This is a genomic window from Lentzea sp. NPDC102401 (genome assembly GCF_044765805.1).
GTDB lineage: Bacteria > Actinomycetota > Actinomycetes > Mycobacteriales > Pseudonocardiaceae > Lentzea > Lentzea sokolovensis.
This window is the reverse complement of the sequence record NZ_JBIWKS010000001.1, coordinates 863396-878800: the sequence shown is the minus strand read 5'-3', so window position 1 is coordinate 878800 and position 15405 is coordinate 863396. Positions and strand designations below refer to the sequence as shown.

At 70.0% G+C, this 15405-nt stretch carries 17 protein-coding genes; 8 read left to right on the top strand and 9 right to left on the bottom strand.

Translation table 11 applies throughout. The features are described 5' to 3' along the window. The first annotated feature begins 12 nt into the window (after positions 1-12). Genes ACIRG5_RS03890 through ACIRG5_RS03875 form a run of 4 tightly spaced genes read left to right on the top strand, consistent with a single transcriptional unit; the run spans position 13 to position 3492 of the window. Entirely contained in the window at positions 13-543 is a 531-nt protein-coding gene (locus tag ACIRG5_RS03890) for a hypothetical protein (RefSeq protein ID WP_402899706.1), read from the top strand. Beyond that, complete coding sequence (locus ACIRG5_RS03885) at positions 540-1610, top strand: peptidoglycan-binding protein (RefSeq protein WP_402899703.1); 1071 nt, start codon at positions 540-542, stop codon at positions 1608-1610. Before ACIRG5_RS03890 ends, ACIRG5_RS03885 begins: the two co-directional genes overlap by 4 nt. Continuing rightward, entirely contained in the window at positions 1607-2287 is a 681-nt protein-coding gene (locus ACIRG5_RS03880) for an ABC transporter ATP-binding protein (protein ID WP_402899700.1), read from the top strand. The genes ACIRG5_RS03885 and ACIRG5_RS03880 overlap by 4 nt, the downstream gene beginning before the upstream one ends. Continuing rightward, positions 2284-3492 carry an ABC transporter permease gene (locus ACIRG5_RS03875; RefSeq protein ID WP_402899697.1) on the top strand — a complete coding sequence of 403 codons (1209 nt, stop codon included), beginning with the start codon at positions 2284-2286 and terminating at the stop codon, positions 3490-3492. Before ACIRG5_RS03880 ends, ACIRG5_RS03875 begins: the two co-directional genes overlap by 4 nt. A 64-nt stretch (positions 3493-3556) precedes the next feature. Here the strand turns inward: ACIRG5_RS03875 and ACIRG5_RS03870 are convergent, their stop codons facing one another. Further along, positions 3557-3934, bottom strand: a complete 378-nt coding sequence (locus tag ACIRG5_RS03870; RefSeq protein ID WP_402899694.1) for a hypothetical protein — start codon at positions 3932-3934, stop codon at positions 3557-3559. A gap of 434 nt (positions 3935-4368) precedes the next feature. Here ACIRG5_RS03870 and ACIRG5_RS03865 point away from each other — a divergent pair, with 434 nt between their 5' ends. Then, positions 4369-4956, top strand: a complete 588-nt coding sequence (locus ACIRG5_RS03865) for a MerR family transcriptional regulator (RefSeq protein ID WP_402899691.1) — start codon at positions 4369-4371, stop codon at positions 4954-4956. Positions 4957-5086: 130 nt separating this feature from the next. On the opposite strand, the gene ACIRG5_RS03860 is transcribed toward ACIRG5_RS03865, so the two are convergent. The 5 genes from ACIRG5_RS03860 to ACIRG5_RS03840 form a co-directional block, all read right to left on the bottom strand. Next, positions 5087-6142 (bottom strand): FecCD family ABC transporter permease, encoded by a 1056-nt coding sequence (locus ACIRG5_RS03860; RefSeq protein WP_402899688.1) that lies wholly within the window; start codon positions 6140-6142, stop codon positions 5087-5089. Continuing rightward, positions 6139-7197 (bottom strand): FecCD family ABC transporter permease, encoded by a 1059-nt coding sequence (locus tag ACIRG5_RS03855; protein ID WP_402900898.1) that lies wholly within the window; start codon positions 7195-7197, stop codon positions 6139-6141. The genes ACIRG5_RS03860 and ACIRG5_RS03855 overlap by 4 nt, the downstream gene beginning before the upstream one ends. A 56-nt stretch (positions 7198-7253) precedes the next feature. Then, on the bottom strand, positions 7254-7694 hold the full coding sequence (locus ACIRG5_RS03850) for a hypothetical protein (protein ID WP_402899685.1): 441 nt from the start codon (positions 7692-7694) through the stop codon (positions 7254-7256). Positions 7695-7833: 139 nt separating this feature from the next. Next, the gene (locus tag ACIRG5_RS03845; RefSeq protein ID WP_402899682.1) at positions 7834-9426 is read right to left on the bottom strand and encodes a cellulase family glycosylhydrolase; all 1593 of its coding nucleotides are present in this window, start codon (positions 9424-9426) and stop codon (positions 7834-7836) included. A gap of 23 nt (positions 9427-9449) precedes the next feature. Further along, entirely contained in the window at positions 9450-11477 is a 2028-nt protein-coding gene (locus ACIRG5_RS03840; protein ID WP_402899679.1) for a cellulose binding domain-containing protein, read from the bottom strand. 324 nt (positions 11478-11801) lie between these two features. On the opposite strand from ACIRG5_RS03840, the gene ACIRG5_RS03835 reads away from it, so the two are divergent. After that, complete coding sequence (locus tag ACIRG5_RS03835; RefSeq protein WP_402899676.1) at positions 11802-12464, top strand: lytic polysaccharide monooxygenase; 663 nt, start codon at positions 11802-11804, stop codon at positions 12462-12464. A 69-nt stretch (positions 12465-12533) separates the two neighbouring features. Here ACIRG5_RS03835 and ACIRG5_RS03830 read toward each other — a convergent pair whose 3' ends face one another. The 3 genes from ACIRG5_RS03830 to ACIRG5_RS03820 are packed head-to-tail and all read right to left on the bottom strand — an operon-like array spanning position 12534 to position 14210. Continuing rightward, the gene (locus ACIRG5_RS03830; RefSeq protein ID WP_402899673.1) at positions 12534-12869 is read right to left on the bottom strand and encodes a hypothetical protein; all 336 of its coding nucleotides are present in this window, start codon (positions 12867-12869) and stop codon (positions 12534-12536) included. A 40-nt stretch (positions 12870-12909) separates the two neighbouring features. Next, a complete protein-coding gene (locus ACIRG5_RS03825; RefSeq protein WP_402899670.1) occupies positions 12910-13296 on the bottom strand; it encodes a hypothetical protein in 387 nt (128 codons plus the stop codon). A 35-nt stretch (positions 13297-13331) separates the two neighbouring features. Then, entirely contained in the window at positions 13332-14210 is an 879-nt protein-coding gene (locus ACIRG5_RS03820; protein ID WP_402899667.1) for an alpha/beta hydrolase, read from the bottom strand. A gap of 22 nt (positions 14211-14232) precedes the next feature. Between ACIRG5_RS03820 and ACIRG5_RS03815 the strand changes: the two genes are divergently transcribed. Then, positions 14233-14772, top strand: coding sequence for a PH domain-containing protein (locus ACIRG5_RS03815; RefSeq protein ID WP_402899664.1), 540 nt, complete (start codon positions 14233-14235; stop codon positions 14770-14772). Between the two features lie 69 nt (positions 14773-14841). Continuing rightward, positions 14842-15261 carry a pyridoxamine 5'-phosphate oxidase family protein gene (locus tag ACIRG5_RS03810; RefSeq protein ID WP_402899661.1) on the top strand — a complete coding sequence of 140 codons (420 nt, stop codon included), beginning with the start codon at positions 14842-14844 and terminating at the stop codon, positions 15259-15261. Positions 15262-15405: the final 144 nt, after the last annotated feature.

The following is a 15405-nucleotide window of genomic DNA, read 5'->3' as shown; positions in this document are numbered from 1 at the left end:
CGGAGGCGATTCATGGGTATCCGAACCGGCGGTATTCTCGTCGCATTGGCATGCGTGCTCGCGGTGGCGGGTTGTTCCAGCGGGAACGGCGCGGCCGGCGTGCCCTCGCTGCCGGGTACCGCTTCCAGCGGAGCCTCCACGGAGTCCTCCTCCCTGGGCGAGGACGCGTTCACCAAGTGCATGAAGGAGAACGGGGTCGACCTCAACACACCCGACAGGGAGGGTGAGGGCAAGTCGGAGGGCACCTCGTCGCCAGGCGACCAGGGCCGGTACGACCAGGCGCTGGAGAAATGCCGGAAGCACATGCCGGACGGCGGCACGAACCCGCGGTCGAGCGAGGAGGAGCTGCGCAAGGCCGTCGAATTCGCGAAGTGCATGCGCGCGAAAGGCGTGAACTATCCCGACCCGGATCCCAATGCCGGTGCGGGAAACGGCGCGGTGCGAATTCCCGAGGGCGTGGACGGCAACGATCCCGTGTTCCGCGAGAAGATGAAGACCTGCCTGCGCGAGTCGAGCGGTCTGGTGCCGGAGGGCGGCAAGTGACCGCGCCGAGCGGGCGGGAAGCGCTCCGCAGACGCGTGCGGCGCCGACTGCTGCTCACCACCGTCGTCCTCGTGGTGCTCGCCACGGGTGGTGTCGTGCTGGCGACCGGGGTCGCGACCTCGCCGCGGTCGGCACCGAGATCCGCGCCGCCACCCCCGGCCACGGCGAAGGTCGTGAAGACCGATCTCGTCGACCGCGTCAAGGTGGACGGCACCGTGGGATACGGCACCGCGACCGCGCTGACCGGGCGCAAGGCCGGCACGCTGACGTGGCTGCCGGAGCAGGGGAAGGTGATCGGTCGCGGCGAGTCGCTCTACGCCGTCGACGCGGTCGGCGTGAAGCTGCTGCTCGGCACGACCCCGCTGTACCGGGAGATCCGCACCGGCGTGCCGCCGGGACCGGACGTGACCGTGCTGCAGGAGAACCTCGTGGCGCTCGGCCACAAGGAGGCGGGACCGCCCGACGGCGAGTTCGGGGCGAAGACCGAGCGGGCGCTGCGGAAGTGGCAGAAGGCCGCCGGGCTCCCGCAGACCGGCGCGCTCGGTCCCGGTGACGCGCTGGTGCTGCCGGGCGCGGTGCGGGTCGACGGCGTCACCGCGCAGCTCGGCGCGGCCGCGGAGGGCGAGCTGATGAAGGTGACCAGCACCGGGCGGCTGGTGACGGCCGAGATCGACCAGGCGCGCCGGGCCTACGTGCCGGTCGGCGCGAAGGTGGAGGTGGTGCTGCCCGGCGCGCACACCGTGCCGGGCAAGGTGCTCTCGGTGGCGGCGGGCACCGGTGAGGAGCAGAAGAAAGAGCTCGTGGTCGTGATCGGCCTGGACGATCCGGCGGCGGTCCCGGAGTCCGGTCAGGTGGGCGTCGTGTTGTCCGGTGCGCGGCGGGACGGCGTGCTGGCCGTGCCCGTGCGGGCGCTCGTCGCTCCCGCAGGAGGCGGTTACGCGGTGGAAGTCCTGCGCGAGGGACGGCGCGACCTGATCGGGGTCGAGCCGGGCATGTTCGCCTCCGGCCTCGTCGAGGTGTCGGGCCCCGGTCTGACCGAGGGCGCCGAGGTGGTGATCGCGTCATGACGGCCGTCCTCGAACTGGCCGGCGTGTCGAAGGTCCACCCCGGCGGCGTGGTGGCGCTGCGGGGCGCGTCGATCCTGGTGCTCCCCGGCGAACTGGTCGCCATCGTCGGGCCCTCCGGTTCCGGCAAGTCGACGATGCTGCACCTGCTGGGCGCGCTCGACCTGCCCAGCACCGGCCGGGTCCTGGTGCACGGGCACGACGTGAGCGAGCTGACCGACCGGAGGCTGTCCGCGCTGCGCGCGTCCTGGCTGGGCTTCGTGTTCCAGCAGTTCCACCTGACCGACGGGCTGACGGCACGGGAGAACGTGGTGGCCGCCGAGGTCTACTGCGGCGTGCCGAGACGGGAACGGCGTGGCCGCGCGGACGAGGCACTGGCGCGCGTCGGGCTGACCCACCGGGCCGACCACTTCCCCTCCGAGCTGTCCGGCGGGGAGAAGCAGCGGGTCGCGATCGCCCGCGCGGTGGTGAACCGGCCCGCCGTCGTGCTGGCCGACGAGCCGACCGGGAACCTCGACTCCGCCTCCGGCACGGAGGTGCTCGCGTTGCTGCGGGAGCTGAACGCCACGGGCACGACGGTCGTGCTGATCACGCACGACCGCTCCATCGCCGAAGCCGCGCCCCGGCGGGTGGAGGTCCTCGACGGCCGGATCAGCCTCGACACCGGAGGGCGATCATGATCCCGCTGCCGAAACCCACCCGGCTCGCACCGCGCGACGTGCTGGCGCTGGGCCTCGCAGGACTGCGCACCCGCGTGACCCGCACCGCGCTCGCCGCTCTCGGCATCTCCATCGGGATCGCGGCGCTGGTCGCCGTGGTGGGCGTGCCGGCGTCGAGCCAGGCCGCGCTGCGGGCGCAGATCGCCGCGCTCGGCCCGAACCTGCTGACCGTGGCGCCGGGCGAGGACCTGCTCAGCTCGTCCAAGGCCAAGCTCCCGCCGGACTCGCTGGCCATGATCCGGCGCATCCCGCCGGTGCAGGCCGTGTCGGCCACCGGCATGACGACGGCGACGGCGCGGCGCAGCGACCTGGTGCCGCGCGACGAGAACGGCGGCATCAGGGTCGCGGCGAGCGCGCTCGACCTGCTGGCCGTGGTGCAGGGCAGGGTCCGCGCCGGGTCCTTCCTCACCGCCGCCACCGAGGGGTACCCGGTGGTGGTGCTCGGTGACCGGGCCGCGCGTGTGCTCGGGGTCGAGCCGCGTGCCGGAGGGGCCGCGTCCTCGGTGTGGATCGGGGACCGGCAGTTCGTGGTGGCGGGAGTGCTGGAGCCGGTGCCGCTCGCACCGGAGCTCGACGGCTCCGCGCTCGTGGGGTGGTCCGCGGCGCAGCGCTACCTCGACTTCGACGGCACACCCGGTCTCGTCTACGTGCGGGTGGCGGAGCACGCCGTCGAGGCGGTGAAGGCGGTGCTGGGACGCACGGTCAACCCGGAGCGTCCGAACGAGGTCCTGGTGAGCAGGCCGTCCGACGTGCTGGTCGCCCAGCGGGCCACCGAACGCGCGTACTCCGCGCTGTTCCTGGGGCTCGGCGCGGTCGCTCTGCTCGTCGGCGGCATCGGGGTGGCCAACACGATGGTCATCTCGGTGCTGGAGCGACGCAGGGAGATCGGTCTGCGCCGGGCACTGGGGGCCACGCGGCGCCAGGTCGGTGCCCAGTTCCTCACCGAGTCGGTCGGGCTCGCCCTGGCCGGTGGCGTCGCGGGTGTCCTGCTCGGCACCGCGGTCACGACCGGCTACTCGATCGTGCAGGGGTGGCCGGCTGTGCTTCCCCTGCCGGTGTTGCTCGGAGGAGTCTGCGCCGCCGTGGTCATCGGTGTTCTCGCCGGTGTGTACCCGGCGGTCCGCGCGGCGCGCCTACCCCCCACGGCCGCGCTCGCGGACGCCTGAGCGACACGCGGAAGCGGTCCCCGGCAGGCGCCGGGGACCGCGTTCGTGACGAGGCGGCGAGAGATCAGCCTCTGCTCTGGATGCCGGAACCGGTGCGGGAGTAGCCGGACGGGCACACCTGGAGGATGTACCAGGACCCGCGCCCGAGCCAGCGGGTGTAGTAGGTCCAGCCGTTGTTGCACGAGAGGTACGACCGGATCTCACCGGAGCTGACGGTGCAGTCGCGCTCCACACCGTTGCTGTAGAGCGCGCTGACGCACCTCCAGGTCGCTGCCGTCGACGGTGGTGCCGCCTCGGCGACCGGCGCGGCCTGCACCGCCGCCGGTTGCGGCGCGGCCGAGGCCCCCTGCGCTCCCAGGGCACCACCGGCGACGAGGACCAGCGACAGGACCAGCATCTTGAACAGGCGCGTGAAAGGCGCACTCGTGTTGCGGATGTTCATCGGCGGACTGTCCTCCTTGGATTGAAACAATTTCGGACGACGGAATTCTGACCGCAAATCCAAAGAGTCATGAGCAATGGAAGAGGATACTTCCAGGTCCCAACGATCGGGAATTCGAAGCGCAATGCCGCTAGCACGCCGGTGCAGGGAAGGGAAGTCGTGGAAGCGGTGTCTTCCGTGTGTCCTTCGGGGTCATCCGGTTGGCGCAGTCCAATGGCCGACTTATGATTTTCTTATACGGTCGCTGGCACACTCCAGGCGGGGAGCATCGCGCTGGGGGAGTATTCCGCCGCAGGACTATTCCATCCGCGATGGTCGTCTGTGCCGGAGGGGGAAGCCGGATGGAAAGCACAGAACCGCGCAGAAGCCGTTCATCACCATGGAGACGATCTCCCGGCCGGACACGCCACGGGAGGGAAGCTCCGGTTCTGACCGTGGACGAGTTCGCCGCGGAGATAGGAGTGACGACCCGCACGGTCCGCGCCTACCACTCGCGGGGACTGTTGCCGCCGCCGGTACGGGCCGGACGCACGCCCTACTACCTACGTGGTCACCTGGTCCGCATGCGGCAGGTCCTGTGGTTTCAGCGGCAGGGGCTGTCGCTCGACGCCGTGCAGGCACTGCTGGAACCGGACGCGTTCCTGAGTCGCGTGCTGACGGTCGGCCGTGGCGTGACCGAGGCGATCCGCGGGCGTGCCGATCTGACGGAGTCGATGGTGCAGAGCGGCCTGCTGGCCAGGCGGGCGGACGGCACGGTGGAGGTCTGTGCGCCGCGAGCACTGCTGCTCGCCTCCGCTCAGGGAACGTCCACGGTCGCCGCGCTGGCACGGCTCGCCGAGGTCGCGCAGGAAATCGCGCCCCAGGCGGACGCGGTGCTGGAGGTGTTGTGGCGGGCGAATCCCTGCCCGACCGGGAACAGCGGCCTCACCCTCGACGAACTGGCCGCTCTCGCCATCGAGGTCATTCGCGCGCGGGTGACGCACGTGGTCCGTCAGCAAAGTCTGCTGGTGCCGCCGGGCTGAACTCGGCGGAGGTGTTCCGGTGAGTCGCGGTATTCCGCGGGAGCGGGCCTCCGTCGGTTTCGGAAAAATTCCTCTCGTCGTTTCCGGCGCGCACGTGAATTCGGGAGGTCGCGAACATTCGGGGAAGGGGTCAGGCCGCGCGCTTCACGTTCGCGCGCACCAGCAGGTAGACGAGGAACGGTCCGCCGATGATCGCGGTGACGACGCCCACAGGCAGGTCGTTGGGCAGCACGCTGCGCGCCAGCAGGTCCGAGCCGATCAGCAGCAGCGCGCCGAACAGACCGGACGCCGGCAGCGGCGGCACCGGCGAGCGCAGCAGTCGCATGGTGATCTGCGGCGCGACCAGGGCGACGAACGGCACCGGGCCCGCCGCCGAGACCGCGACGCCCGCGAGCAGCACCGCGCACAACAGCAGGACGGCGCGCACGGCCGAGTACCGGACGCCGAGTCCGGCCGCGACGTCGTCGCCGAAGTGCATCGGCCGGAGCTGGAAGGCGACCACCATCACGACGACGACCAGCGCGATCGTGACCCAGAGCGTCGTCCAGACCTCGGTCCACGTCCGCGAGTCGAGCGACCCGACGAGCCAGCGTTGCGCGCGGGCGACGTCGCGGATGTCGGCCAGCACCAGCAGCCACGTCGTGAGCGCCTGCATGACCGCGCTGACCGAGACGCCGATGAGGATCAGCCGGAACCCGTCGATGCCCTTCTTCCACGCCATGAAGTAGACGAGCAGGCCCGTCAGCAGCCCGCCGGTGAGCGCCGCCGCCGGCAGCCCCATCGCGCCGCCGATCGCCGTGCCGCCGCCGGCCGTCACGACGAAGACCGCGGTCGCGCTGGCGCCGCCGGTGATGCCGAGCACGTCCGGGCTGGCCAGCGCGTTGCGGGCGATCGACTGCGTGAGCGCACCGGAGATTCCGAGCGCGACCCCGGCGATGAGACCGACCAGGGCGCGCGGCATCCGCAGGTCCATGATCACGAACTCGTCGACCCGCTCGCCCTGTCCGAACAGCGTCCTGACCACCGCGGGCAGTTCGATCGTGAAGTCGCCGATCGAGATCGACACGCAGAAGATCAGGAACGTCAGCGCCGCCAGCACGACCGTGACGAGCACGGCCCACGGCCGCCAGACCCAGGACCAGCCGCCGACGCGCAGGCCGCGGTGCATTTCGGGTGCCTTGGTCATGCCTGCCTGAACTTCCCGAGCCAGACCAGCACCGCGAAGAACGGGGCGCCGATGAGGGCGATGACGATGCCGGCCTGCAGTTCGGCGGGCCGCACGACGAGCCGTCCCGCGATGTCGCCGACCAGCAGCACGGCCGCGCCGAGCAACCCCGCGTACGGCACGAGCCAGCGGTAGTCCGGTCCGGTGAGCCATCTCGCGATGTGCGCGACCATCAGGCCGAGGAACGCGATCGGCCCGCACGCCGCCGTCGCCGCGCCCGCGAGCAGCGTGACGGCGACGACGCCGACGGTGCGTCCCGCCGCGATGTTCACGCCGAGGCCGCGCGCGACGTCGTCACCGAGGTTGAGCAGGTTGAGCACCGGCAGGTTGATCAGCGCCAGCACGAGTCCGACGCTGGCGAAGATCGCCGCGACCACGATCACGTTCCACCCGACGCCCTGCACCGAGCCCGCGTTCCAGAACCGCAGCACGTCGAGCGTCTGCTTGTCGCCCAACGCCACCGCGCTCGTCATCGCGGCCAGGAACACCGTGACGCCCTGGCCCGCCAGCGCGAGCGTGAGCGGGTTGCCAGAGCCGCGGCCGAGGCTCGACAGCCCGAACACCACCACGCCCGCCACCGCGGCGCCGAGGAACGCGAACCACATGTACTGGACCGGGTTCTGCAGGCCGAACAGGTAGACCGAGAGCACCACGGCGAACGACGCCCCGGAGTTGACGCCGAGCAGGCCGGTGTCCGCGATGGGGTTGCGGGTGTGCCCCTGGATCAACGCGCCCGCGACGCCGAGCGCGAGGCCCGCCACGAGCGCCAGCACCGTCCGCGGTATGCGCAGCGTCTGCACGATCAGCGTGATCTCGGTGAGCCGCTGGTCGCCACCGGGGTCGCCGAACAGCCCCTGCCACACCTCGGCCGGGCTGAGCGACCGCGCGCCGATCACCAGTGACAGCACCGACGCCGCGGCCAGCAACACCAGCAGACCCACCAGCCCGAGACGCCGCCGCCGGTGCGGGCTCTCCAGCGCCGGTGCGGGTTCGGGCCCGCGTTGCTCCACGACCATGCTCACGACGGGTTACGTTAGCTCCCGCCCGTCGCGTTGACCTAGGGCACCCTTACCTAACCCCTGGTCTCGATGGCCCTCACGGTCTTCTCGAGGGCCCCGCCGAGCACCTTCCTGCCGAGCAGCCCGAGTGAGAGCCCGAGCAGCTTTCCCTTGAAGTTCTTGCCCTCGCGCACCACGTGGGCGTGCACGAGCGTCGTTCCGTCGGCCTGCCTGGTGAACGTGTAGGTGTGGCCGGAACGTCCGCCCCACACGTTGGAGTCGACCGTGGTCAGCACGACGCGGCCCAGGTCGGACCAGTCGTAGTGCAGGCGTTCCCAGATGCCGCCGGACCCCTCGGTGACGTCGGCGAACGTGTCGCCCCGGTCGTGCACCCGCAGGTCGGCGTCGGCGCTGTTGGGGAACAGGTCCGCGCGGCCGGGGCCGAAGTCGGTGAGCCCGGCGACGAACTGCTCGGGCGTCGCGGTGGTCTGCTGGGTCAGGGTGATGGTGGGCATGTCGTCCGCTCCTCGTGATGCTGTGTGCAGGAGCCAGACTTCCCCGGCCAGGGGGTTGTTCGCGCCCGTGAGTGTCCCTGGTCCGTTTTGGGCGGGGAACCCCGGCCGCGGTGCCCGCACAGCACCGCGGCCGAGGCTGTCAGGTGGTGCAGGCCGCCTGGTTGAGCGTGACGGCAGAGGGAGCGCTTGTCGTGCCGTTGGCGGTGAAACCGAGCGACACCGCCGCTCCCGCACCCAGCGACGGGCTGTGCGACGGCGCGGTCACGGTGACCGTGACGCCGGTCTGACTGAAGGTGCCGTTCCAGCCGTTGGAGATGGTGACGCCGCTGGGCAGGGTGAAGGCGACGGTCCACGGATTGGCGGCGCTCGTCCCGGTGTTGGTGACGGTCAGCGCGCCCTGGAAACCGCCCTGCCAGGAGTTGTCCAGCTTCCAGGCGGACTTGCAGCCGCCCGTACCGCCCCCGGAGGTGGTCGTGGTCGTCGTCGGGCCGGGACCTCCACCCGCGGGCGGGATCAGGTACGGCTGCAGGATGTTCTGCTTCGCCTGGTTCACCGTCGTCCAGTCGTCGCCGACGATGCCGCCGGTGTCACCGGAGTTGGGGTTCCACGACCAGTAGGTGAACGAGATGCCGTTGACACCGGTCCCGGTGTAGGCCATCAGGTTCTCCAGCCACACCTTGTCGACCGGGTTGGCGAGCGTGGTGCCGAACTCGCCCATCATGAGCGGCGCGATGTTCTGCTTGTAGAGGTAGCCCCAGTACTTGTCCCAGATCGCGGGCATGTTCGCCGGATAGTTCGGCGCGCTGAACCACGGCTGGTTGTAGACCGACGTGGCGTACTCGTGCGGGGAGTACACCAACCGGCCGGGCACGGACAGGCGCACCGGGAACTGGCCCGCCTTCGACAGGTTCCCGCCCCACCAGCCGCAGTCCTCGTCGTTGGACGGGTCGCCGTCCCACACGTTCGACAGTCCACCGCTCGGGCAGCTCACGCCCTCGACGAAGATCAGCCAGTTCGGCTGCACACCCAGGATCGCGTTGCCCGCGCGTTCGGCGGCCAGTCGCCAGTCGCGGGCGGTGTCACCGCAACCCCAGCACGAACCGGTCGCGGCCGGGTTGGTGCCCTCGGCGTGCGGCTCGTTGTGCAGGTCGGCGCCGATGACCGTGGTGTTGCCCGCGTAGCGCTGGGCGAGCATCTTCCAGTCGTTGATCCAGGTGCTCTCCGGGACGCCCGCCGTGTACCAGAGGGCGCTCTGACCCGCGCTGGTCGGCCGGTGCCGGTCGAGGATCACGCGCATCCCCTTCTGGCCCACGTAGTCGATGACCTTGTCGAGGATCTGCAACGGTGACAGCCCCACCAGGTCGGGATTGGTGTAGTCGTTGATGCCGGTGGCCCTGGCGTCGGGTTTCAGCGAGTCGTTGGAGAACGGGACGCGCAACGTGTTGTAGCCCAGCTGCGCCATGTGGTCGAGCTGCTGGCGCCACGTGACGCTGGCCCACAGGCCGTGGAAGGTCTTGTTGTCGGTCTCCATCCCGAACCAGTTGATGCCGGTCAGCCGGACCGTCGCGCCGGTGCTGTCCAGGATCCTGCTCCCGCTGGTGTGCAGGTATCCGGTGCCCGTTCCGCCCGCCGCCACTGCCGTGACCTGGCCGGTCGTGCCGATGGCGACCATCGCGCTCGCGGCTGTCACAGCCGCGAGCAGTGCGCCGAGAACCTTGTTCCGCCGCTTCATCCGCTCTCCTTTGAGCAAGAGGTTCATGCCGCCGTGCGGCAGAGCGTTCCGTTCAGCCTGAACGCCGCCGGTGCGATGTTCGGCCCGGTGTAGTTGCCGACGTACCCGACGCCGACGGTCGCGTTCGGTTCGATGCGGGTGGATCCCGTGACGGTGACCGCGTTCCCGGTCTGGGTCCACGTCGCGTTCCAGCCCGACCCCACCTGCTGGCGCCCGGTGGGCCAGTCGAACGTCAGCGTCCAGTCGGAGATCGGGTGGGTGCCGGTGTTGGTGATGTCGATGCCGCCGACGTATCCACTGCTCCAGTCGGACACTGTGGACAGTCGCACCGCGCAGGTGCTCCGGGCAGGACTGCCGGTGGTGACGGTGAGCGGGGGAGAGGCCCAGGACACGGCACCCGCGGCGGTGCGCGCCAGCACGTTGACCGTGTACCTGGTGCCGGGGTTGAGGTTGCCGACGGTGAACGTGGTGCCGGACGTCTCGCCCCACTGCTCACCGGTCGTGCCGAACTGGCGGTGGACCTCGTACTTCGCAGCGCCGGGAACCGGAGGCCAGGTGATCGTCGCGGTCCGGTCGGTGACCTCGGCCGAGGCCGGTTGTCCCGGCGTGGCGGGAAGCCGGGCCGGAGCGGACGGGTGCAGGACGAGCGTCGTGAGCGAGAACGGCGGCAGTGTCCGGCTGAGCGCGTTGCCGTCGTTCGAGGTCGAGATCTCGGTGGCACCGTTGGTGAACGTGTGAACTGTCGGTGCGGCAGCGGAAGGCGTGTAACCGGCGTAGTCGATGGCGACCGTGCGTGCGTTGTCCGGGTCGGAGTTGAGCAACAACACCGCGAGATCACCGTTCGGCCGGCGGGCCGCGTGCGCCCGGACCGACGGGTCGCCGGAACCCGCGCGGACGAGCTGATCACCGGGCCTGGCGAACAGACTGAGCATCTTCAACGCGTGGTACGGCGCGAACGGCGTGTTCAGCGGCGGCTCGCACGCGCCGCCATCCACACAGGTTCCGCTGGAGAGCAGGCCGAAGTCGTCGTAGTCGGGTTGACCGGCCACAGTGGACGCTCTGCCCGGACCGTTGTGGGTGTTCCACCAGTCGACGGTGAACACGCCGTTCTCCAGCAACGAGGTGTAGGCCTCGGCCGCGAACAGCGCGCCAGGCTGGGTGTTCCGGCCGTACGTGGTGTTCAGCTCGGTCATGGCGATCCCGATGCGCTCCGCGTCCGGTCCGGCGTGGCGGGCGATCTGCTGACGCAGCAGGTACGTCATGTCGCTGACCTGGTCCGCGCTCGCCATCGTCTCCGCCGCCGTCGACCCGCTGGGATACCAGTGCACGACGACGAAGTCCACGTACGGGCCCGCGATCGAGAGCACCGTCTGGTTCCAGCTCGCGGCGTCACCGGCGGCGACGATCGCGTCCGGCCAGTTCGCCGGCGTGGTGAGCACGGCGCCGATCTTGATGGTCGGGTCGACCGCCTTCATCGCCTGTGCGTAGGCCACGGTCTCCCTGGCGTATCCGGCGGGACTCTTGTCGGGATGGTCGTCCGCCTCCCACGCGGAGCCGTAGTGGCCGTTGCCGTAGAGCTCGTTGCCGATCTCCCAGTACTTCGCGCCGTACCCCTTGGTGATGTTGGCGTACCGCACCCAGTCGGCAGCCTCCTGCGGCGTGCCGGTGCCGTAGTTCGCGATGATGATCGGCTGCGCCTGAGCCCGGCGCACACCGGACATGAACGTGTCGAAGTCCGTGTTCGGCGCCACGTATCCGCCGGGGGCCGTGTGGTCCTTCCAGTGGTAGATGTCGCCGTACGAACCGCCTGGGTAGCGCATCATCCGCACGCCCGCGTCTCCCAGCAGGCCGGCCACCGCGTCCGTGCCGAGCTGGCTGTCCCAGATCGCGTGGTTCACGCCGAGAGCGGTGTCCGGCACGGTGGCCAGCCCAGCCCTCGCGTTGACCACGACCGTGGCGTCGGGCGCACTGGACGCGGTGGTCGCCACGGCCGGTAGTCCGGCCGCGACGAGCGCGGCCACCAGGAGAAGCCGGCGCCTTGCCATGCGCATCACGTCCTCGTCGACGAGTCTGGGAGCGCTCCCAGACTCCTGTCCCGGTCGTCGAGGGTCAATACTGCGTTCGGAGTCTTCGTACGGGTCGTGGCCGTCCACATTCGACAGTCGAATCGAGTCGAACGCTTTGGGGGAGTGCGGAAACATCAGGACGCGATGTCAGGTTGGTTGACCGAGGTCCGACGGTGTCTCCGGGTTGGGCTGGGCGCGCCTGTCACTCAATGCACCGTTGCGATCCCGGACGGTGACGGATAAGGTGAAATTGGGAGCGCTCCCAGATCGATCGCTGTTGCTCGATCATCGGAGAATGGAGGCTCAACCATGCGTCTGCACACTAACTCCGGTTCCGTCGCCAGACGTAGAGGCATCATGGCCGTGATCGTCGGCGTGCTGGCCTGCACCGTCCTCTGGGCCCCGCCGGCCTCGGCGCACGGCACCATCGTCGGCCCCGCGACCCGCGCCTACCAGTGCTGGAAGACCTGGGGCAGCCAGCACACGAATCCCGCTATGCAGCAACAGGATCCCATGTGCTGGCAGGCCTTCCAGGCCAACGCCGACACCATGTGGAACTGGATGAGCGCGCTGCGGGACGGCCTCGGCGGAAACTTCCAGGGGGCGACCCCGGACGGGCAGCTCTGCAGCAACGCCCTCTCCCGCAACAACTCCCTGAACACACCTGGCCAGTGGAAGACCACGAACGTCGGCAGCACCTTCTCGATGCACCTGTACGACCAGGCCACTCATGGTGCCGACTACTTCAGGGTCTACGTGAGCAAGAACGGGTACGACCCCACCACTCAGAGACTCGGCTGGGGCAACCTCGACTTCATCACGCAGACCGGCAGGTACGCCCCGGCCAAGGACATCACGTTCAACGTCCAGACCTCCGGCGCCTACCGCGGACACCACATCGTGTTCACGATCTGGCAGGCCTCGCACCTGGACCAGGCCTACATGTGGTGCAGTGACGTGAACTTCGGTTAGAAGATCCGTCCGATGTGGTGCGTGCCCCCGGTGCTTCCGCGGGCACGCAACCACGTCGTCAGTTGGCGTTCAGGGTTGGAGTTGTTCGCGCAGGCGTCCGGCCTCCTCCTCACGGCCCTGCTGTGCGAGCAGGTCCAGCGCCCGTTGCCAGACCTCGGCGGCCTGGTCGGACTGTCCGAGCGCGAGGTGGGTGCGGCCGAGGTTCATCAACGTGTTGGCGGTGCCGTAGTCGTCGTCCGCCATGGCGATCGGCATCTTGGTGCCGGACTTCTCGTAGTGCGGGAGTGCGGCCTTGGCGTGTTCGAAGGCGCGTCCGTAGTCCGACCTGCTGGCCCACAGCCACGCGACCGTGCCGTGCGCGTCGGCGAGGGTGAGCGCCTCGCTCAGGTGGTGCTGGGCGCTCACCTCTCCGGGCAGCGACCTCGACCGTCACGGCCGCCTCCGATCAGCTGTCCTTCTCGGCGGCGAGCAGCGACACGACGGCCAGCCCGGTGTTGACGGCGGAGATGATCGTGGTCAGCTTCGCCGCCCTGGTCGGCAGCTCGCCGCGCTTGCCGGCGTAGACAGCGGCGGCGGTGTCCGTGGCGTGGATGAGCACGGCCTGCCGCAGCACCCGCCGTGCGTTCGCGTCGCCGCTCTTCAACGTCAGCAGGTCCACGCCGAGGACCAGCGTGCGGATGCCGAACATGCGGGCCGGGTAGACGAACCGCTTGTCGTCACCCAGCTCGTCGCCGAGGCTCTTCGCCATCCGCTCGGCGGCGACCAGGCCCAGCGCGCCGTTGAAGATCCGGACGCAGGCCAGAGCGGTCCGCGTGACATCGCCCAGCTTCATGTCGCCACCTCGTGTTGATCACTGTTGGCCGGAGTCTAGGAGAACCTGGCCGCGAGCCACTGCTCGATGTCGCGCCAGGCGGCCCGCGCCATGCCGTTGTCCCGGTTGGTGAAGCCGTGCCGCGACTCCGGGTAGATCTTGAGGTCGACCTCGCCGCCCGCCCCGACGATGCGGGCCGCCATGGCCAGGTTGTCCTCCAGGATGACGTCCTGGTCGCCGACGACCATGAGGAACTCCGGCAGTCCGCGCAGGTCACCGTAGACGGGCGAGATGTCCGGGTGCGTCCTGTCCTGCACGTGACCCGCGTAGGCCTCGATGAAGTACTCGTTCGCGATCGCCCGGCCGGCCGGGGTCAGCCCGCTCATGTCGTAGGTGCCGGCCTGGAGGACCGCGCCCGCCACCCGGGCCGCCTCGCCCCGGTCGCGCAGCCGCAGCAGCGTGGTGACGACGAGGGTGGATCCCGCCGAGAAGCCCCCGATGACGAGCCGGTCCGTGCCGAACTGCTCCTCGGCCTGGTCGAGGAGCCAGAGCGCGGCCGTCTCGGCGTCGTCCGGAGCGGCCGGCCAGGGGTGTTCCGGGGCGAGCCGGTAGTCGACGCTCACGACGACGGCTCCGACCGCGTTCGCGAGCCGCTGGTTGCGGGCGTCGTCCTGGGCCGCGGAACCCATGAAGAAGCCGCCGGCGTGGAAGTCCAGGTAGACCCCGCGGGGCGTGCCCTCCGGCCTCAGAATCCTGACGGGCACCTCGCGGCCGCGAGCCTCGACCACGGTGTTGTCCTCGGCTGGGGCGACCCTGAAGCTCCGCAGCTCGTCCGCGTTGCCCGGGCCGCGCCGGACACCCCGTTCGGCGTTCGTCCGGCGCGACTCCTCGACGTGCGCGGCCAGTTTGGGATCGATGAAGCTCTCCAGTCGCATGGACAAGTCCTATCGTGTGGCCATGAGCCGGGGCAGGGCGGCAGTGGTGCTGCGCAGGAAGTTCGACAGCGTCCTCAGCTGGACCGTGACGCTGGGCATGCTGGTCACGACCGTGTACGTGCTGCTCACCCCGTTTCCCGGCAACGGGTTCGCGCAGCGGCTGGAGTTCGTCGCGATCATGGCGCCGATCACCTGGTTCGTGTGGATGGTCGGCGCGCACGCGGAGGTGAAGATCTACGACTCCGGCGTGCTGGTGGTGAACTGGTTCCGCGCGTACTGGGTGCCGTGGGCCGACCTCGCGTCGGTCGAGTCGGAACGCGAGGTCCACCTCGTGACCACTTCGGGCGAGCGGATCAACGTCGCCGCCGGTGCGTTCTCCGTCGCGAGCTCCCTGAACGGAAGCCGGGTGCAGCACCGGATCCGGGAGGAGATCGAGCGGCACCGGCCGAACCCCGTGCCTGCGGAGACGGGTGTGCGCAGGAGCTTCGACCTGGTGTTGTGGCAGTCCGCGGGCGTGGTGGGGTTCCTGCTCGTCGTCGCCTGGATCGGGGCGCGGATCTAGACGATTGGACAGGCGGCGCGGCTTCTCGGCCATGTGCCGGTCGTTCTCGGGCCGTGTTCAATCGGACTCATGAGCGATTCGCTGACCACCGAGGATCTGGAGTTCCTGAGCCGCCCGCTGTACGGGTTCCTGTCCGTCGCGGCGGGGCCGGTGCCGGCGCAGCCGCGACCGGTGTGGTTCGAGGCCACGGCCGAGGGAACGATCCAGCTGTTCACCGACCCGAACTCGCTGAAGGTCCGCCGCCTGCGCCGCGATCCCCGTGCCTCGATCGTCGTCGCCGCTCCAGTGGGGGAGCGCGAGCGGTGGCTGGCGGTCTCCGGCCCCGTCGCGGTGGAGACCGACGGAGCGCACGAACTGGCCGAACGCCTGGCTGCCCGCTACTGGGACGCCGACGACCCGTCCCGCGTCGACGACCTCGCCGAAATCCTTGGCGCGGACCAGGTCCGGCTCGTCATCCAGCCGGACGACGTGCGCCGGTTCGTCTACTGAGCCGTCGGTTCCACGGTGGACGATTCCCGGCGAGGCCACTCGTTGTTGCGGATGATCACCCACGGGACGGTAACGCGCTGATCACCTCGGCCGACAGTCCAGCAGTGAGTCGCGTGAGGACGGTGCACGAATCGTTTTGTGCCA